This is a genomic window from Streptomyces sp. NPDC043952, from assembly GCF_056435325.1.
Map to the genome: position 1 here is coordinate 12,493 of NZ_JBWKES010000024.1, position 18,316 is coordinate 30,808.

Annotated in this window: 17 protein-coding genes; 4 read left to right on the forward strand and 13 right to left on the reverse strand. The window is 73.4% G+C overall.

Annotation, left to right across the window (positions count from 1 at the left end; translation table 11 throughout):
* The 8 genes from AC069R_RS24350 to AC069R_RS24385 all read right to left on the reverse strand — a co-directional run bounded on the left by AC069R_RS24350 (position 1) and on the right by AC069R_RS24385 (position 8,427).
* Positions 1-774 carry a TfuA-like protein gene (locus AC069R_RS24350; RefSeq protein ID WP_478768928.1) on the reverse strand — a complete coding sequence of 258 codons (774 nt, stop codon included), beginning with the start codon at positions 772-774 and terminating at the stop codon, positions 1-3.
* Entirely contained in the window at positions 761-1,999 is a 1,239-nt protein-coding gene (locus AC069R_RS24355) for a YcaO-like family protein (protein ID WP_478768929.1), read from the reverse strand. The genes AC069R_RS24350 and AC069R_RS24355 overlap by 14 nt, the downstream gene beginning before the upstream one ends.
* Entirely contained in the window at positions 1,996-5,118 is a 3,123-nt protein-coding gene (locus AC069R_RS24360) for a carbamoyltransferase C-terminal domain-containing protein (RefSeq protein WP_478768930.1), read from the reverse strand. The genes AC069R_RS24355 and AC069R_RS24360 overlap by 4 nt, the downstream gene beginning before the upstream one ends.
* Entirely contained in the window at positions 5,115-6,011 is an 897-nt protein-coding gene (locus AC069R_RS24365; RefSeq protein ID WP_478768931.1) for a multinuclear nonheme iron-dependent oxidase, read from the reverse strand. The genes AC069R_RS24360 and AC069R_RS24365 overlap by 4 nt, the downstream gene beginning before the upstream one ends.
* 11 nt (positions 6,012-6,022) lie before the next feature.
* The gene (locus AC069R_RS24370; protein WP_478768932.1) at positions 6,023-6,799 is read right to left on the reverse strand and encodes a hypothetical protein; all 777 of its coding nucleotides are present in this window, start codon (positions 6,797-6,799) and stop codon (positions 6,023-6,025) included.
* A gap of 80 nt (positions 6,800-6,879) precedes the next feature.
* Complete coding sequence (locus tag AC069R_RS24375; RefSeq protein ID WP_478768933.1) at positions 6,880-7,065, reverse strand: hypothetical protein; 186 nt, start codon at positions 7,063-7,065, stop codon at positions 6,880-6,882.
* A gap of 313 nt (positions 7,066-7,378) precedes the next feature.
* Positions 7,379-8,293, reverse strand: a complete 915-nt coding sequence (locus tag AC069R_RS24380) for an NAD(P)H-binding protein (RefSeq protein WP_478768934.1) — start codon at positions 8,291-8,293, stop codon at positions 7,379-7,381.
* Between the two features lie 2 nt (positions 8,294-8,295).
* Positions 8,296-8,427 (reverse strand): hypothetical protein, encoded by a 132-nt coding sequence (locus tag AC069R_RS24385; protein WP_478768935.1) that lies wholly within the window; start codon positions 8,425-8,427, stop codon positions 8,296-8,298.
* A 476-nt stretch (positions 8,428-8,903) separates the two neighbouring features.
* On the opposite strand from AC069R_RS24385, the gene AC069R_RS24390 reads away from it, so the two are divergent.
* Positions 8,904-10,013: an FAD-dependent oxidoreductase gene (locus AC069R_RS24390; RefSeq protein WP_478768936.1), complete on the forward strand. Its 1,110-nt coding sequence runs from the start codon at positions 8,904-8,906 to the stop codon at positions 10,011-10,013.
* Positions 10,014-10,064: 51 nt separating this feature from the next.
* On the opposite strand, the gene AC069R_RS24395 is transcribed toward AC069R_RS24390, so the two are convergent.
* From AC069R_RS24395 to AC069R_RS24405, 3 genes are all read right to left on the reverse strand, one after another.
* Complete coding sequence (locus AC069R_RS24395) at positions 10,065-10,859, reverse strand: SDR family NAD(P)-dependent oxidoreductase (RefSeq protein ID WP_478768937.1); 795 nt, start codon at positions 10,857-10,859, stop codon at positions 10,065-10,067.
* A gap of 326 nt (positions 10,860-11,185) precedes the next feature.
* The gene (locus tag AC069R_RS24400; RefSeq protein WP_478768938.1) at positions 11,186-12,121 is read right to left on the reverse strand and encodes a sugar kinase; all 936 of its coding nucleotides are present in this window, start codon (positions 12,119-12,121) and stop codon (positions 11,186-11,188) included.
* A gap of 29 nt (positions 12,122-12,150) precedes the next feature.
* Positions 12,151-12,816: a bifunctional 4-hydroxy-2-oxoglutarate aldolase/2-dehydro-3-deoxy-phosphogluconate aldolase gene (locus AC069R_RS24405; protein ID WP_478768939.1), complete on the reverse strand. Its 666-nt coding sequence runs from the start codon at positions 12,814-12,816 to the stop codon at positions 12,151-12,153.
* A 101-nt stretch (positions 12,817-12,917) separates the two neighbouring features.
* Here AC069R_RS24405 and AC069R_RS24410 point away from each other — a divergent pair, with 101 nt between their 5' ends.
* The 3 genes from AC069R_RS24410 to AC069R_RS24420 are packed head-to-tail and all read left to right on the forward strand — an operon-like array spanning position 12,918 to position 15,738.
* Positions 12,918-14,084 carry a mandelate racemase/muconate lactonizing enzyme family protein gene (locus tag AC069R_RS24410; RefSeq protein WP_478768940.1) on the forward strand — a complete coding sequence of 389 codons (1,167 nt, stop codon included), beginning with the start codon at positions 12,918-12,920 and terminating at the stop codon, positions 14,082-14,084.
* Positions 14,085-14,086: 2 nt separating this feature from the next.
* Positions 14,087-15,004 (forward strand): dihydrodipicolinate synthase family protein, encoded by a 918-nt coding sequence (locus AC069R_RS24415; RefSeq protein WP_478768941.1) that lies wholly within the window; start codon positions 14,087-14,089, stop codon positions 15,002-15,004.
* A complete protein-coding gene (locus AC069R_RS24420; protein ID WP_478768942.1) occupies positions 15,001-15,738 on the forward strand; it encodes an SDR family NAD(P)-dependent oxidoreductase in 738 nt (245 codons plus the stop codon). Before AC069R_RS24415 ends, AC069R_RS24420 begins: the two co-directional genes overlap by 4 nt.
* Positions 15,739-16,008: 270 nt before the next feature.
* Here the strand turns inward: AC069R_RS24420 and AC069R_RS24425 are convergent, their stop codons facing one another.
* Together AC069R_RS24425 and AC069R_RS24430 are read right to left on the reverse strand one after the other, a co-directional pair.
* Positions 16,009-16,836, reverse strand: a complete 828-nt coding sequence (locus AC069R_RS24425; protein ID WP_478768943.1) for an IclR family transcriptional regulator — start codon at positions 16,834-16,836, stop codon at positions 16,009-16,011.
* Positions 16,837-16,960: 124 nt separating this feature from the next.
* Entirely contained in the window at positions 16,961-18,262 is a 1,302-nt protein-coding gene (locus AC069R_RS24430; protein ID WP_478768944.1) for an ABC transporter substrate-binding protein, read from the reverse strand.
* Positions 18,263-18,316 lie beyond the last annotated feature (54 nt).

Consider the following 18,316-nt stretch of genomic DNA (forward strand, 5'->3'; position numbering starts at 1 on the left):
TCACAGGCAGGTCTCGTGTGCCTCGGAGACACAGGTGGGGCAGAACACCGCACCCTCCAGGCGCTCCTGGCAGGCCGGGCAGTGCCGCACCGCGCCGATGCCGTCACCGGTCCAGGTGTCCGACAGCACCGAGCGCAGCGCGGTGTCGGCGTCGCGCACCTTCGGGTGCAGGGACGTGTCCCGGCCGAACCGCAGCACCGCGGCGATCACCGGCTCGGGCACCCCCAGCTCACGCCAGGCCAGCCGGCACGCCGGCCATGACCGCTCGGTCCAGTGGATGTCCTCGGCCGCCCGGCACATGGCCGTACGCACCGCGGGGGCGACGATCCCCGCACCGGCCGCGGCCGCGAGGACCGCCCGCAGATGGACGACGGACACCGTCAGTTCGGCATGGCCGCCCTCGGCGTTCAGCAGGGTGGCGACATCGGCGTCCGAGCGCAGCACGCCCAGCCGGTACAGGGTGAAGACGTCGCCGATACCGATCGCGCCCAGCGGCCACAGGTCGGCGGCCCGCAGCGCCCCCATGCTGGAGGCACCCACCAGCGTCCAGCCCGCGTCGAGCACTTCCCGGCACTCGGTCGGGGTGACGGCCATCGACCCGCCGAACAGCCCGTCGATCAGCACCACCGTGCCCGGCCTGCGGCCGAGCAATGGCGCGAGGTCGCCGCGGCGCACCGGCGGGCGCAGCTCCACGCCGGCCAGCACGGCCGGGTCCAGCGGCTGGACCGAGGCGGCGCCGAACACGATCGGCCGGGCGGTGTCACTGGGCCACACGATGGCTCCTGCCGGGGTCGACGACGGAGTCGGCCATGCCGGGCACCGCGACATGGGCGACGGGCAGGCCGAACTCCTGGACGGTCAGATCGGTGCAGACGACGCGGTGGTAACCGCCGTGCGCCAGCCGAGCGGCGACATGCCGCAGCGTGGCGCGGGTCGACCGGGGCGGCGGGTCGGGCAGCTCGCGGAAGTCGGTGACGCCCTCGGCCTTGGCAACCAGCGCGCGCCGCAGGAACGCCGAGCGCTGCCGCGCCGGGTCCGCGCGGTAGACGTCGGCGACCCGGTCGAGGTCCTCGCGGCTGCCCTGGATCGCGGTGGCCCGAGCCTGCGCCGCCTCGGTCAGCGCCCGGCGCAGCGCCACCCCGGCGTTGGGATGGGTGCCGAAGCCGGCGACGGCGAGATGGGCCTGCGCGGAGTTCGGGTCGGACAGGAACACGGCGAACGTCGGCAGGACCGTCGTATGGGTCAGGTCGATGACCACGGTGTCGACGCGCGCCCGCGCGTACTTGTGCAGCAGCTCGGTCTCGGCGGCGCCGGTGATGGTGTCGAGGCCGACCAGCCGCCCCGGACCGCCGTGCAGATAGCGGGAGGTGGCGTCCCGCTCGACCACCTCGTACAGGGCGTGCAGTACGGCCTCGGCGAAGGTCGCGCCGGAGGCCAGCCCCGTGGTGCTCGGGCGTACGGGCCGCGCATGGCCCGGCGGGGTGTCGTAGGGGAAGACCACCTCGGCGGCCGGGAGCAGTACGTCGGTGCCGTCCCGCGCGTCCGTGCCGCCGATCCACTCCATGGGCTCGTCGGGCAGCGCCGGCAGCCCGAGGTCGGCGGCGTCCAGCCGGGCGAGGCCGGCGGCGTCGAGTTCGGACGGCCGGGCGGACCGCAGCGGCCGGGCAAGCGCACCGCAGTGCCGTTCCAGGGCCTCGAACAGAGCGGAGGCCAGCGCTTCGGTCTTCCCGTTGCCCTTGCCCTGGCACAGGGTGATCTGGCCGGCGCGGGCACTCGGCCGCGTCACGCTGAACACCGGGATGCCGAGGAAGTCCAGCGGGGTGAGGTCGGCGACCCGGCTGATGCCGAGCCGGTTGCGCAGCGGCCATATCCGGGCGACGGCCTCCTCGGCGCCGACGGACCGGTGCGAGGTGCCGCACGACATCATGGCGGGGGCGCCGCCGCGCTCCTCAAGCCAGCTCAGGGCATGGGTGCGCGCGGGGGCGAGGAGGTCGGTCATGACATGGCTTCCTCACGAGGGCGTACGGGTGGAGGGGAGCCGGGAACGCCGTCGCCGGTCGGCGCGGTCGTCCGGCCGGCCACGACGCGCTCCCGCGTCACGACCACCAGGCAGCGCGCGTGCAGCGCCGTCAGGAAGGCCAGCGCCGCATCGACTCCGGTGCCCGTGCCCGCCAGGCACTGCGGCAGATACGCGGACAACGGCAGTCCCGACTCGGCCCGCGACAACGCGGTGAACGCCCACCGGGGCAGCCGCAGCCCGGCTTTCCCCTCCGCTCCGCCGGTGATGCGCAGCAGGGCACCGGACCCGTCCTGCTCCCACCGCAGGTTGGCGCCGGGTGCCAGGGCGATACAGGAGTCGAGGCCGAGCGTCGTACCCAGTCCGGCGAGCCGGCGCACGAACCGGTCGCCGAGGACCATGCCGCTCAGATGGGTGGCCAGCAGCATGTCGAGGGCCTGCCCGGCGGTCTCGATCATGGGCTCGCCGCGCCGGTTGAGAGACGTGTTGACCATCACCGGGAAGCCGGTGCGCTCCCCGACCAGGTGCAGTAGCCGGTGCACCTCGGGATTGGCGGCCTCGGACACGGTCTGCACCCGCGCCGTGCCGTCGACGTGGGTGACGGCCGCCAGCTGCGCCCGGTACTCCTCGCGCACCTTGACCACGCGCAGCATGTGCGGGGAAGGCGCGTCGAGTTCGAAGTACTTCGCGGCGACCTCCTCCGGCACGATCGGCGCCAGCGGGCGGAAGTCCTCCCGGAACTTGACCTGCGCGTTGATGAAGTCCCAGGTGTCCCGGCTGCGGGCGTCCGCGAACACCGACCGGTGGCCCAGCGCGCGCGGCCCGAACTCCGAGCCGCCCCGGAACCAGCCGATCACCTCGCCGGCCGCGATCCGGTCCGCGAGAGCGGGCAGACTGAGCGGCTCTGCCCCGACCCGGTCCCCGACGAGCGCGAGGGCGCTGTCGTGGTCCTCCTGCGTGTAGGGATGGCCCAGATAGTCGTCGAACGCGCCGATGTCCCGGCGCGTCGAGCCGGTCAGCCGGAAGTGCCCGGCCGCCGCGCAGCCCAGCGAGACCCCGGCGTCGCTCGCCGCCGGCACCACGAAGAAGCGGTCGGCGCCGCTCTGCCGCGCGATCAGGTCGTTCGCCACGGAGTTGAGCGCGACACCGCCCGCGTAGGCGAGGTCCCGGCAGCCGGGGACCAGCGACATCGCGTACCGCATCCGCGCGAGGAGCGCCTCCTCCAGGTCCGCCTGCACGCGGGCGGCGAGGTCGGCGTGGTCCAGCGGGTCGCTGCCGTCGGACGGCCGGCGGTACAGGTCCTTCCAGTCGGTGCGGAAACGCGGCAGCCCGTCGGGGCCCTCCTCCAGCAGACTGGGCCCCGCGCCTTCGGGCCTGCCCCAGGGGGCGAGGCCCATCAGCTTGCCGCTGCCCTCCTGCCAGTCCCCGAAGACGTACTGGCTGACCGCCGCGTACGTCTCCCCGATCGACGACGATCCGACGCGTACGTTGAAGGAGTCGGCCAGCTCCCGGAACAGCAGCCGGTACCCGCCGCGGTCGAAGTGGTAGACGGAGAAGACATGGATCCGCGGCAGCCGGCCGGCCGGCCGCCGCTCCAGGTACTCCTTCAGCTCCGGCCCGCTGACCAGCAGGTCGTCCGCGCCCAGCACGGACCCCCCGGAGCCGTCGCAGACGACGACCACCGCCTCCTCGAACGGCGAGGTCCAGAACGCCGAGAAAGCGTGGGCGAGATGGTGCGAGACGTACACGGCCCGCTCGCCGAACGGATCGAAGAGGTCGAAGTCCCGTGCCGCGGACGGCACCGAGAGCCCCACGTAACCGGGCAGCAGCGGCTGCGCGTTGAACGCGAACGCGTCGACACCGGCGGGGTCCACCCCGGCCGAGTCCAGGCAGTAGTCCGCGGCCGCACGGGAGTTCAGATAGCCGACGCCGTCGTGCTTGCGCCGCGTGATCCGCTCCTGCTGCACACCGACGCGCGGCACTCCGTCGCTCAGCAGGCACGCGGAGGCGTCGTGACTGGCGGACAGCCCGAGCACGACGGGCCCGCGCCGAGCGGCGGAGGCGGCGGACGCGGTAGATGCGGCGGACGCGGCGCGCCCGATCTCCCGCGCCCCGGCCGTTCCGTCCACGGCCGTTCCGTCCACGGCCGCATAGGCCGGACCGGAGCACTCCGCCACGACGGTGCCCTGCCCGGCGTCCGCCACCAGCCACCCGGCACCGGTCGCGCGCTCCCCCTCGGAAGCCGTCACGGACACCTCCGCCGCGGGCGGCAGCCACAGCCGCCGCTCCTCGCCGCAGAGGGGCTCCGCGGCACCCACCGCGACGACGGCGACCCGCGCCGGCCCGCCGCCGACGCGCAGCGGCAACTTCCCGCCCTGGAAAGCGAACACCCGCACGCCGGCGCCCTGGGCGGCCAGCGCGTCCAGCTCCTCGGGGCCACCCTCCAGCACACCACCGGGCCCGGTGCCGGCCAGCAGCGCGGCCCGCAGCGACGCCGAGGGCACGGCCTGCCCGCCGCTCCGCAACCGGCCCAGCACCACGGCCGCCCACCCGGCGACCACGCCGACCGCCGCCGAGGTCCCCCGCATCGGTTCGAACCCGCCGGACGCGGACTGCGTCGGATACGCCCCGTCCGCGACCAGCACCTGCGGCTTGCGGCCCACCAGGTCGCTCCCGCAGTACGCCGTCGGCGCCCCGTCGGCCCCCGTCACGCCGACCGCGAGCACCGACGTACAGGAGGCGGGAAAGCGCAGCCGCCCCGGACCGTCGTGACCGGCGGCGGCGACGAAGAGGGGCATGGCGGGATCGCGGGCGACCTCCTCGAAGGCGCGCCGCACACCGAGCCGTTCGGCGTCCGCCTCGGGGCAGGACCAGGGCATGGCGACGACGTCCCAGCCGGTGACGACGCGGCGCAGATCGGCCGCGAGCGTGCGCGTCCCGAGGTCCGCGGCGCTGGCGTACCCGATCTCCGCGCCGGGCGCGAGCCGTGCGCACAGGCGGGCCACTCGCTCGGTGTGGCCGTCGGTGGGCGAACCCGCCGCGGCCGGTACGGATCCGTCGCTGACCACGAGGACCCGGACGGCCGTCCCGGTCCCCGTCATGCCGCACCCGCCCGGACCAGGCCGTCCGAAGCCGCCGCCGGCGTCCAGTCGGCCTCGTCGAGCAGCTCCTCGATCCGGCCGAAGTCCTCGTCCAGATCCTGCGCGTCGAGCCCGACCCCGATCTCGTACGTCACCGCGCGCAGTCGCGGCGAGGCGGCTACCGCCTCCTGGAGCAGGTCGATGACGGCCGGGGCCACCGCGTGGCTGTGGGTGTCGAGGTAGCGGTTGTCGAAGGTCGGGTCGATGTAGCCGCCCGCCACATGGATCTCCACCACCCGCTCCAGCGGCAGCGAGCGCAGCACCTGTGCGAAGGGCCGGCGCGCGGCGACCGCGTACGAGAAGACATGGGCGACGTCGAGCAGCAGATCGCAGTCGGCGCCGTCGGTGACCCGGTGGAAGAAGTCGCCGAGGCTCATCCGCCCGACGGCCAGTGTGCAGGAGGGGATCTCCGGCACGAACCGGTAGTGGCTGAGGCGGTGCAGGGTGCGGATGCCCTCGACGACATGGTCGGCGAGCTCGCGTTCGAACAGGGGCGGGGTGAAGTACGGCAGGGGGTACGGGCCGATCGACCACAGACCGATGTCCTCGCACGTCCACACGGCGTCCAGGACGTCGCTCACCGCCTCCAGACGGGTGTGCAGATCGAGGTTGGGACCACCGGGCGCCGCCGGTGCCACGCCCGGCAGGTGATGCACCACGGGCAGGCCGCGGGCGCACTCGTCCATGAAGACCCGCGCGTCCGCGGTGCTGGGCAGCGACACCACGGAGAGGTGGCTCAGCCGGCCGTCGTACTTGGTACGCAGCTCGGCCATGCTCTGCGGGTAGCGGTCGCGGTACTGCCAGTCGAGCCCGAAGCCGAGCCGGGCGACGGGGTGTGCCTGGGCTGGTGTCATGTTGACCTGCTTCACAGCGGAAGGGCCGCGGCCGTCACCCGGTGACCGGGGAAAGCGGCGACGACGATCTGGTGGTCACCGGCTTCGAGCGCGCCGGGCGCCGCGGAGCGCGGCAGCCGGCCCCGCTCGTCTACCAGGCGCCACGCGGACCGGAACGTCTCGACCTGGAGCGCGCCCGGCACGACCGGCGGCAGCAGCCCCCCGTCGTCCCAGGGGGAGAAGGCCGACTTCGTCAGGTCCATGCCCTCGCCGGGGATCCCGGTGGTACAGGCGCACACGTCCTCGGGCGGCGCGATCAGCTCGGGCGCCGAGAAGCGGCTCACCAGTCCGAAAAGCTGGAAGACGTCCGCGAGCAGCGCGGATTCGCCCCGGACGGCGCCATGGGCGTACAGACAGAAGTTCTCGAACAGCGTGCGGCCGGTGCTGCGCCAGAACGCGTCGGCGTCCGCATAGCCCTCGACCAGCGGGGTGAGCGTCTCCTTGCCGAGGCACTGCCACAACGGCGGGCAGGTGCGCTGGAGTTGGCGGTCCAGGTTCCGCAGCCGGGCCGCGCGCTCCACGGTCAGCGCGTGGAAGTCGACGGTGGCGAGCACCGCGGCCGTCTCCGGGCACACCTGCCCCTCGCCGGCGGCCAGCGCGTCGGCGACCACGCCGGCGGACGACTTCGAGTAGAGCAGGCGGAGCAGCAGTTCCGTGCGGGCCTCCCGGTCGTCGCGCAGCAGCAGCGCACGAGTCGTACCGGGCCCGACGGCGCACGCGTCGGGGGCGAGGGTGGGCAAGACGATCACCGCCTTTTCGACGTGGACGAGGGACGAGGAAAGACCGGCGGCCGGGCCCCCGGAGGGAACCCGGCCGGGGCCGCGGCTCGTTACTCCTGCCACTCCTTGTTGGAGTTCACGGAGCCCAGCGAAAGGTCGTCGTTGCCGCCGAGCTCGGCGCGCATCGGGTTGACGAACTCCTGCGCGTGCGTGGTGGCGAGGTGCTGGATGATCGCCGAACGCAGTGACTTGTCACCGTCGAGGGCGGCGAGGATGGCAGCGGTCTTGTCGGACATCGGGTCTCCCTGTGGCAGTTGAGAACGTCGTCTCGCTGGCAGGGGCCAAAGCTAGGAGGGCGGCCTCAAGCCCCGTCTGAACCTCACTGGACCGGTGGCGTGAGGTGCTGCTGGCGTACGCCGGCACCGCTGGACGGAGCCGGAGCCGGAACGGGCGGGCCATCACGCCAGGGAGCCGACCCACGGCACGCCGGAGTGCGCGATCAACCGCCGGCCGGGGGCTTCGAGTGGTCCGCGACGCGGTCGGGGGCGCCCGTCGTCGCGGCGGCGGCCGGCTGAGCGACGGCTCGGTACGCGAAGGCGCGGCAGACCCTCAGACGCGACTGTCCCCGGACGTGAAGTGACCGAGATGAGCGGTGGCCCACTGGGCGAAGGTGGTGGGCGCCCGGCCCGTGAGGCGTGCGACCGTCTCCGTGGTCGCGCTCTTGGCGCCCGCGGCCTGCCGTTCCGCGCTGGCGAGCAGCGCGTCCGCCAACGCCGGAGGATAGCGGCGCAGGTAGGCGGCGCGTGCCGCACTCGGGGACAGGGCCCGGCACGTCAGGGGCCGGCCCAGGAGACCGGCCAGGATGCGGATCTGGTCCTCGGCGGACAACGCCTCGGGGCCGGTGAGCTGGTACGACCGGCCATGGTGGGTGTCGTCACCGAGGACCAGTGAGGCCACCTCGGCGATGTCCTCCGGCGCGATGCAGGCATTGCGGCTGTGCGGGTGCAGCGCCTCGGTGGTCGCGCTGTCGCGGATGCCCGGAGCCCAGGCCAGGGCGTGCGTCATGAAGGACCGCGGCTGGAGCATCGTCCAGGGAAGGCCGCTGCTCCGGATGCGCTCCTCGTTCTCCCGCTGCCACGTGGTGACGAGGTCACCGGCCGCCGGGTCGCGGACGGCGGCCGCGGACAGTTTGACGATGTGTCCGACGGAGCAGTCCAGGGCCGCCCGGACAATGTTCCGGTCGTGCTGGGGGCGGCTGGGGTCGTTCGTGACGACGAAGACCGCGTCCGCCCCGCTGAACGCCTCGCGGAGGCTCGCGGGCCGGTCGTAGTCGCACACCAGGTGCCGTAGCGCGGGCTGAAGGCCGCCCTGCGTTCCGTTCGGGCCCTGCGGCGGGCGGTCCCGCGGGACGCTTCGGCTGGTGAGGGTGAGCCGGTGCCCGGCCGCCGCCAGGTGACGGGCCACCAGCGGGGCGACCTTTCCGGTGGCGCCCGTCAGCACGATGTGCCGGGTCTTGCGCGCCATCGTCACGAGGCCCGGACTTGTCGCGGGCCGACGCCGATGTCCGCGCGTACGGCGGCGGCCAGGCCCCCGGTGGTGGCCTGAGTGCTCATCAGCGCCTCGGCCCGTGCGGCGCGTTCCGCGGTGGTGGTCGTCACAGGTTGTCCAGTCCCCGACAAAATGAGAGGACGTCATGTTAGCGCGGTCCCCGCGGCCGGCGGTCGGTCACCCCTGCCTGCCCTGGCGACGTCGTCCTGGCCACCGGCGCGCGGACGGACCGCCGGCGACCGCGCGCCCGCCCGGACCACCCGGTGCTGTTCGACCACCCCGCTTGCCACACGCCCCCGAAGATCGTTACCGAGCCCGGTTCGGCGGTCTGTCCGAGCGCCGGGGTGACCACCGCGCAGTCGTCCCCGCCCCCGGCACCGAACGCGTCCCCGCCCTCACCTGGGAGCCCCCGGCCCCCGCTTCGGACTCAGGCCAGGGCCGCCGTCGCCGGATTGTCGGCGCTGACGGCGGCCTGTCGGTGACGTGTCGGTGGGTTGTCGGCGGCCCCCCGGACAGTGGAGCCCACCGGGCGCCGGCCCTCGCCGGACCCGGCCACCAGAGCAGCTCACCACCGGGAGGCCCCCTCATGAACACGGACGTCACGATCATCGGTGCCGGACTCGGCGGCCTCGTCCTCGCCCGCGTCCTGCATCTGCACGGCATACCGGCCACGGTCTGCGAGGCGGAGCCCTCCCCGGCCGCGCGCTCGCAGGGCGGACTGCTCGACATCCACGACTACAACGGCCAACTCGCCCTCCAGGAAGCCGACTTGATGGAGGAATTCCGTGCCATCGTGCTGGCCGGCCGGCAGGCGATGCGGATCCTCGACACGGACGGGACCGTCCTGCTCGACAAGGCCGACGACGGCACCGGCGGCCGCCCCGAGGTACAGCGCGGCGAACTGCGGCAGCTCCTGCTCGACTCGCTCCCGCCCGGCACCGTCCGCTGGGGCCGCAAGACCGTCCGCGTCCGCGCCCTGGGCGAGGGCCGCCACGAGGTGACCTTCGCCGACGGCACGAGCCTGGTCACGGGCCTGCTGGTCGGCGCGGACGGCGCCTGGTCACGCGTCCGGCCCCTGCTGACCGCGGCCACCCCCGAATACACCGGCAGGTCGGTCATGGAGACGTACCTGTACGACGCCGCCACCCGGCACCCCGCCGCCGCGAAGGCGGTCGGCGGCGGCTCGATGATCGCACCCATGCCGGGCAGGCAGCTGTTCGCCCACCGGGAGCGGAACGACACCCTGCACGTCTACGTCGGCCTGGCCAAGCCGCAGGAGTGGTTCGACGCCCTCGATCCCGCCGACCCCGCCGCGCGGATCGCGGCCGAGTTCGAGGGCTGGGCGCCGGAACTCACCACGCTGATCACCGCCGGTGACACCGCGCCGACCCTGCGCTCCCTGTACGCCCTGCCGGCCGGCACCCGGTGGGACCGGGTCCCCGGAGTGACCCTCCTCGGCGACGCCGCCCACCTCGCCGCCCCCAACGGCGAGGGCGCCAACCTGGCCATGCTCGACGGCGCCGAACTCGGCCGGGCCCTCGCCGCCCACCCCGGCGACACGGAGACCGCGCTCACCGCGTACGAGCAGGCCATGTTCGAACGCGCCCTGGAGTTCGCCGACACCGACGGGATCGACATCGGCGCCATGACGGCCCCCGCCCTGGCCGCCGTGTTCGCCGGCCCCGAACAACCCTGAGGCCGCGGCCTCTTCCCCCGGCGCGCCCCCGCGCAGGATCAGGGCCGGTGGCTAGGGGAGGATGGAGTCGACGTAGCCGCCGTCGACGCGCAGGGCACCGCCGGTGGTGGCGGAGGCGAGGGGCGAGGCGAGGTAGACGACCATGTTGGCGATCTCCTCGGGCTCGATCAGGCGCTGGATCAGGGACTGGGGACGGTACTTGACCATGAACGCGCGCTGCGCCTCGTCCCAGGGCAGCTTGTCGCCCACGAGTTCGCGGACGAACTCCTCGACCCCGCCGGTGTGCGTGGGCCCGGCGATGACGGAGTTGACGGTGACCCCGGTGCCGGCGGCGTCCTTGGCGAACCCGCGGCCGACGGCGAGCAGCGAGGTCTTCGTCATGCCGTAGTGGATCATCTCGGCGGGGACGACCACGGCGGAGTCGCTGGCGAGGTTCAGGACCCGCCCCCAGCCGCGTTCCTTCATGCCCGGCAGGTAGGCGCGGATGAGCCGGACGGCGGAGAGGACGTTGACCTCGAAGTAGCGGCGCCATTCGGCGTCGTCGATCTCCAGCGGCGCCGCGCTGCCGAAGATGCCGAGGTTGTTGACGAGGATGTCGACCGCGGGCACGGCCTTCAGGACGCCGGCGGCGCCCTGCTCGGTCGCGAGGTCCCCCGCGGCGCCGGTGACGTCCTCGCTGCCGGAGCCGGCGCGCACGGCGCCGACGGCGTCCGCGACGCGCTCCTCGCCGCGGCCGTTGACGACGACGCGGGCTCCCGCGCGGGCGAGTGAGGTGGCGATGGCGAGGCCGATGCCCTGGGTGGAGCCGGTGACCAGGGCGGTGCGGCCGGAGAGATCGATCTGCATGATGGGTGTCTTCCCGTCGAGGCGGTGGCGCTGCCGGTGCCGCTCGTGCTGTGGCCGTGGGGTGATGGCGGACTCGGGGATCACGATGGTCGGCCCGCGGGTGCGGGCGCGGGCACGGCACGAGCGGCCTCGGGGGTTACGCCATTCGCCCCAGCGTTTTCCCACGATCGCTCCGCCGATGGGGCCGCGGCCCTGTTTGCCCGGCTCGGTGTCAGGCCGCGAGGGCCTTGTGGAGGGCGTCCAGGCCGTCGCGGCAGATGCCGGTGGGGAAGGTGCACAGCCCTTCCTTTCCTCGGTTGCGATCGTGACGACGCCGGTCCCGGCGATCAGCGCAGCGCGAGTCCGTCTCCGCGGTACAGCAGGGGCAGGTCCTCCCGGCGTGGCAGCGCCTCCCAGTCGCCGTACGCGCCGACGCAGAACGCGCCGGCCGTGGCGGCGCGGGCGAGGCGGTCGGCCAGGGGGAGGCCGTCGAGGAGCGCGGACAGATATCCGGAGACGAACGCGTCCCCCGCGCCGATGCTGTCCACCACCGTGACCGGGAGGGCGGGCTGGAACAGGCTGCCCGCGGCCGTGTGGCCATGGGCGCCGGCGGCTCCCGCGGTGACGACGACGGCCTGCGCTCCCCGCGCCAGCAGGTCGGCGGCCGGGTCCTTGGCCGAAGTGAGCAGAGCGAGTTCGTCCGCGGAGGCGAAGACGGTGTCCACCCAGGGCAGCAACGCGCGCAGCGCCGTCGCGGCGTCCGCCCTGGACCACAGGCGAGCGCGGTAGTTGACGTCGAGCGTGACGCGGACACCGGCCTCGTGAGCGGCCCGTGCCGTGGCCAGGACGGCTTCGCGTGCCGTGACCGACAGGGCGGAAGTGATGCCGGTGAGATGCACCAGCCGGGGGGAGACCCCGGCCAGCGCGTCGAGGCACTCGGCCGCCGTCAGCGTGGAACCGGCCGAGCCGGCCCGGTGGTAGCTGACGTCGGTGATGTCCGGCGCCGGCTGGCCGAAGGCGACGAAACCGGTGAACGCCCCCTGTGCGCAGCGGACGTAGCGGGTGTCCACGCCCTCGGCGCGCAGCGTCCTGCGCACCAGGTCGCCGGGCTGGTCGCGGCCCACCACCCCGACCCAGGAGACCTGGTGGCCGAGCCGGGCCAGGCCGATGGCCACATTGCTCTCGGAGCCCGCCACGGACAACTGCGCCGTGCCGCCCAGCCGCAGGGGAGCGCGCGTGCGGACCGAGGCCATGGCCTCGCCGATCGTGAGGACACCGGTCATGGGCCCGCTCCTGTCGCACCGGAGGTTCGTCATCGGACACCGCCCCCGGCCGCGGACGCCGCGCCGGGTGCCCCGACGGCCGTGAGCAGCGCGGTGGCCCGTGCGGTGAGCCCGGCCCGCGCGTGGTCCGTGTCGTTCGTGCCGGCCTCGCCCAGCAGCGGCGATCCGACGCCGACGGCGCGTGCCCCGGCCGCCAGATAGGCACGCGCGGTGTCCGCGCCGACGCCGCCCACGGCGATGAGCGGCGCGCCGGCCAGCGGCGCCAGCAACTCCCGTATGTAGCCGGGGCCGTGCAGACCGGCCGGGAAGATCTTCACCGCCGTCGCCCCCAGATCGAGGGCGCCGACCACCTCGGTGGGAGTCAGCGCGCCGCACAGCAGGGGCACGCCGGTCTCCACGCTGCGCCGGGACCCTCGGGTGAGTGCCGGGGTGACGACGAAACCGGCCCCGGCCGCCGCGGCGGCATCGGCGTCCGCGGCCGTGAGGACGGTCCCCGCCCCGATCAGCACCGAGGGATCGCACTCCCCGCGTGCCCGGCTGATCGCGTCCAGGGCGCCGGGGGTGGTCAGCGACACCTCCAGCGCCGTGACCCCGGCGGCGACCAGCGTCCGGATGCAGGACAGCGCCCGGTCGGCGGCCGTGGTCCGGATGATGGCCAGCACTCTGCGTTCGGTCAGTTCTTCCAGCAGGTTCACAGCTGCTCCGTTGTGGACGCCCGGCGTTGAGTTCTGGATGCTACTTTCAATATGCGCAACTAGGAAGTCATAATGCGAATAACTCAACCCGAGGAGCGCGCATGCGGGTCACCGACGTGACGACCTACGTCATCAAGCAGCCGACGGAATCGGCCTATCTCGGGAAGCTGGACGACGGGACGGCGCCGAGCGCCGACGGGGGCTACTTCGTCCGCCCTCCCTGGCGCAGCCTCTACTCCGCCCACATGGAGACGCTCCTGGTCTGCGTCACCACCGATGACGGGCTGGAGGGCTGGGGCGAGGCACTGGCCCCGGTCGGCCCCGAGGTGGTCGCCGCGATCATCGACCGCATGCTGGGCCCGTGGCTGACCGGCCGCGACCCGCGTTCCGTACGGCCCCTGTGGGACGGCATGCGGGACCTCATGCGCGAGCGGGGACACCTGGTCGGCCATCAGGCCGACGCGCTCGCCGCCCTCGACACCGCCCTGTGGGACCTGGCCGGCAAGGCGGCCGGGCTCCCGGTCGTCCGGCTGCTCGGCGGCGCCTACCGCACCGACATCCCGGTCTACGTCTCCGGCCTGCCGGAACCGACCGACGAGGGCCGCGCCCGGCTGGCCGCCGCATGGCAGGCGAAGGGCGCGGTCGCGGTGAAGCTCGCCGCCGGCAAGGGCGTCGAGGCCGACCTCGCCACGTACGACGCCGTCGCCGCGGCCGCTCCGGGCATCCGCATCGCCGTGGACGCCCACTGGTACTACAGCCTCCCCGAGGCCCTGCGTCTGGGGCGCGAACTCGACCGCCGCAACGCGCTGTTCTTCGAGGCCCCGATGGCACCCGAGGACATCGAGGGCCACCGCGACCTCGCCTCGCGCATCACCACTCCGGTCGCGGTCGGCGAGGCCATGCGCAACCGCTACGAGTTCCGCGACTGGCTGTCCCGGCGGGCCGCGGGACTGGTCCAGCCGGACGTCGCCCGGACCGGCATCACCGAGGCCGTCACCATCGCGGCGCTCGCCGACGCCCACCATGTGCCGGTGGCCTGCCACCACTCCGTGGGCCTGGGGGTGTCCCTGGCCGCGGGCCTGCACGTCTCGGCGGCGCTGGCCGACTGCCCCTTCTTCGAGTTCCAGCCCACCACCGTGCCCTTCGCCCAGCGGATCCTCCGCCGCCCGCTGACCGCCGGACCCACCGGATTCACCCTGCCCGAGGGCCCCGGCCTCGGCATCGAGATCGATCGCGAAACCGTCCTCGCACTCGCCAAGGAGAGCTGACCGTGTCCCCCGACAGCGCGCCCACCGGGCTCATCCCCATCCTCGCCACACCGTTCACCGACTCCGGCGAGCTCGACCTCGCCTCGCTCCGGTCCCTGGTGGAGTTCCAACTCGGCTGCGGCGTCGACGGACTGGCCGTCTTCGGCATGGCGAGCGAGGGCTTCGCGCTCACCGCCGAGGAACGCACCCTCATCCTGCGCACCGTCCGCGAGGTCGCGGGCGGCGGCTTCCCCGTCGTCGCCGGGGTCAACGGCACCAGCACCGTGGTGGCCGTCGAGCAGGCCCGCAAGGCCGCCGCCTGCGGCGCCGACCAGCTCATGGTCCTTCCCCCGTTCCTCGCCAAGCCCGGCAGACAGCAGGTGATCGACTTCTTCGGCGAGGTCGCGGCGGCCACCGGGGCGAGCGTCATGATCCAGGACGCGCCCGGCGTCACCGGCGTCCCGATCGACGTCGCGGCCATCGCCACGCTGGCCGCCGTTCCCGGCATCACCTCCGTCAAGGTCGAGGCGCCCCCGACCCCCCTCAAGGTCGCGGCCGTGGTCGACGCCGTACCAAACGGGTTCGCCGTGCTCGGCGGGCAGAACGCCCTGTCCCTCATCGAGGAGTACGACAACGGCAGCGTCGGCACCATGCCCGCCTGCGAGTTCGCCGACCTGCTCCGCGACATCCTGGACGGCCTCGCGGCGGGCCACCGCGGCGACGCGCGCGCCGCGTTCGGCCGGCTTCTGCCGCTCATCCAGATCGGCATGCGCCCCGGACAGGCGTGGGCGGTGCACAAGGAGGTCCTGCGCCGGCGCGGGATCATCGCCTCGGGCGCCGTCCGCTCACCGGCACAGGACCTCGACCCGCTGACCGCCAGGGCCCTCGACGAGATCCTCGGCGACATCGCCCTGCCCGTCTGGCACCGGGTCCCCGCATGAGCCGTGCCGTTCTGCTGGTCGGCAGCTCCTCACCGATCGGCCACGCCATCGCGGAGGAGTTCACGCGCGCCGGGGACCGCGTCATGGGCGTCTCGGTCGGCGGGGCGGCACACCCCTCGCCCGCCGGGAACCTCGACCTCGACGTCAGCCGGGCGACGGGCGCCGACCAGGCGGTGCGGCGGACCGCGGACCGCCTCGGCGGACTGGACGTCCTGGTGCTCGCCGCGGCCGTCATGGCACCGGCGCCGGCGCACCGGACGACACCCGACGACTGGGACCGGGCGATCAGGAACACCCTGCACACCGCGTTCTTCCCGGCGCGGGCCGCCCTGCCGGTGCTGCCCCGCGGGGGCTGCATCGTCGCGATCAGCTCCGTCAACGCCACCCTCGCCGCGCCCTGGCTGCCGGGATACTCGGCGGCCAAGGCCGGGGTGGAGGGCCTGGTACGGCAGCTGGCGCTCGACTACGGGCCGCGGGGCATCCGCGTCAACGCGGTGGCACCGGGCATGATCGGCCATCACGACTGGCCGAAGGTGAGCGAGGGCTATCCGCTCGGCCGCGTCGGCGAACCCGCGGACGTCGCCCGCGCCGTCCTGTACCTGGCGTCGGCGGACTTCGTCACCGGGGTGGTGCTGCCGGTCGACGGAGGACTGTCCATCGCCTCCCCGTCCGCGTTCCTCCGCCCGGACCTGCGCGCGAGGCTGTACGAGCGCGAGGCCGGGGCAGACGGCTGAGTCATCCGCCCGATCGTCCGCCCGGCCCGGCGCCCGCCTCGTCCGGGCCGGCGGCACCCCGGCGGACGCGGTGGCGTATCAGCGCGGTGCGCCCCCCCCGGGTGCCGCCCATCAGCGCGCTCCGCCCCCCGGTGCCGCCCGGTTCGCGGGCGGCCCGCCGACCGGCACGTCCACCGCGTGGAACCAGCCGCGACGGCGTCGACGGCGCCGTCGACGGGCCGCGGGTGCGCGGCGTCCGGTTCCGGATTCACCAGGACGGCGGCCGCACGCTCAGTTCGACAGCTCCGGCGACGACGAGCCCAGCCGCGGCTGGGGGGTGAAGGCGATGGTGAAGCCGAGGGCGACGGACAGTTCGTCGGCCGCCTCGATCACCATCAGCGAGAGCTCCTGCTGCCGCTCGGGCAGGTCCAGTTCGGACAGCGGACCGCTCAGGGAGAGAGCGGCCACCACCTGGCCGCCACGGGCCCGGATGGGAGCGGCCAGACAGGCCCGGCCGAAGGCCAGCTCCTCGATCTCCGTCGCGTACCCGCGGTTCCTGATCTCGTCGAGCACCTTCTCCATGCCGGCGGGATCGGTGATCGTGTGCGGGGTGTAGCCGTGGGCGAAGCCCTCGGCGAAGTAGGCCCGGACGTACTCCGGGGACTGCGCGGCGAGGATCGCCTTGCCCATGCCCGTGGCGTGCAGCGGTGCGGTGCGCCCGGCCATGGTGAACGACTTCGGCGACTTGGCGCCCTCGAAGTTGCACAGGTAGAACAGCCGGTCGTCGCGGAACTCGGCGAGGTTCACGCCGAGCCCCGTGGCGTGGGCGAGGTTCTGCGCGATCGGCCGGGCCGCGCGGAAGAGGGCGGAGCTGTTGAGTGCCACCGAGCCCAGGGTCACGGCCGAGGGACCGAGGCGGTAGAGACCGGTCCGGGTGTCCTGGATGACGTAGCCGAGACGGTCCAGAGAAGAGATCATCCGTGAGACGGTGGACTGTCCCAGTCCGGTCTGCGCGCACAGCTCGGTGATCCGCTGTTCCCTGTGCTCATCGGTGAAGCAGGCGAGCAGCGACATGGCACGCTCGACTGCCTGGGTACCGGCGCCGGATTCGGCGGCCATCATTCTCCCCTTCCGCGCGGCCCCACTGCCGCGACATAAACCATCCGCTAACTGCAATGTGCTTGCATATGTTGGCGAAACGTTAGCGCACCCGCCGCCCGAACCTTCATTCCGGCTACCACACTCACTTCTCCTGGTCGAGGATGTCCTCGACCTTCTTCCGGAGGGCGTTCAGCCCGCTCTGGACACTGGTCTGCCCGGCCAGGACGGCCGCGACGCCTTCGCCGATCGTCGTGTCGAACTGCGCCTGGCTCGCCAGTGTGTCCCAGACCGCCGCGCGGGAGTGCTCGGTCACGCGGCTGCGGAACTGCTGCTGGAAGGTGTCCTTCGCCAGCGCCGGTATCTTCGCGGTGACCTTGTCGTCCGCGGGTGCGAGTGCCGCCTGCCGGTACAGCTCGGTCGCGGGGGCCGGGTCCGTGCAGACGTAGCCGATGAAGTCCTTGCTGGTCTCCTCGCCCTTGCCCGAGCTGCAGAACAGGCCGTTGCCCCAGTAGCGATTGTAGGAGTCCTTGCCCCGGTAGGTGGGACGCGTCAGGGGCCGGACCGCGGCGGTGAGCGCGGCGGGGCCGCCGTTCGTCTTCACGAAGCTGTTGGCGAGCGGAGCGTCGTCGTACATGACGGTCTGGCCCCGCGCGAACAGCACGCGGGCGTCGGAGCGCGCGACCCCCGCCTTGGCCAGTCCGGAGTCCTGGAGTTCCTTGTACCACTTCATCGCGGCCACGCTCTCGGCGTCTCCGATGGTGCACTCCAGGCCGGCGGTGACCACCTCGCTGCCCCAGCCCCACATCCAGTGGACGGCGTCCTTCAGATCCGGGTTCTTGGTGACCGCCGCGTACGGGATCACCTTCTTGTCCTGCTTCTTGATCTTCTCCAGGACGTTGGCGAACTCCTCCACCGTCATGCCGTCCTTCAGCCCGACCTCGTCGGCCACCCGGCCATCGCTCACCAGCCCGATACCGGAGGCGTTGAGCGGTGCGAAGTACAGCTTGCCGTGGATACGGAGCGAGTCGATGAGCTTCTCGGGCAGGCTCATCCTGGCGACGACGTCGGACATGTCGGCCAGCACGCCGGTGGGGATCAGGACCTGCCAGGTGCCCTGGCCGACCCCCTGGAAGTCGCCCGACCTGGCGGCGAGCGCGAGCTGGGTCGCCGCCTGGTCGTACGGGTAGACGACCGGCTTGACCGTCTTGCCGGTCCGCTTCTCCCAGCCCTTGATGATGGCCTGCCACGCCGGCTTCTGCGCCGCCTCGCCGAGGGCGTTGCCGTAGAAGTTGAGCGTGTCGGTCTCGGCGGAGCCGGACTGGCCGGCCGGAGCCGTGGTGGAGCATCCGGTCGCGCCGACGGCACCGAGGAGGCCGAGGGCGCCGAATCCGGTGAGCAGTCCTCTGCGGGACAGGGAAGGGTTGTGCACGGGTGTGTGAGACATGTCGGCTCCGGTGAGAGGGGAGGAAAGAGGGGAACGGCGCGGGTGCTGCGGGAC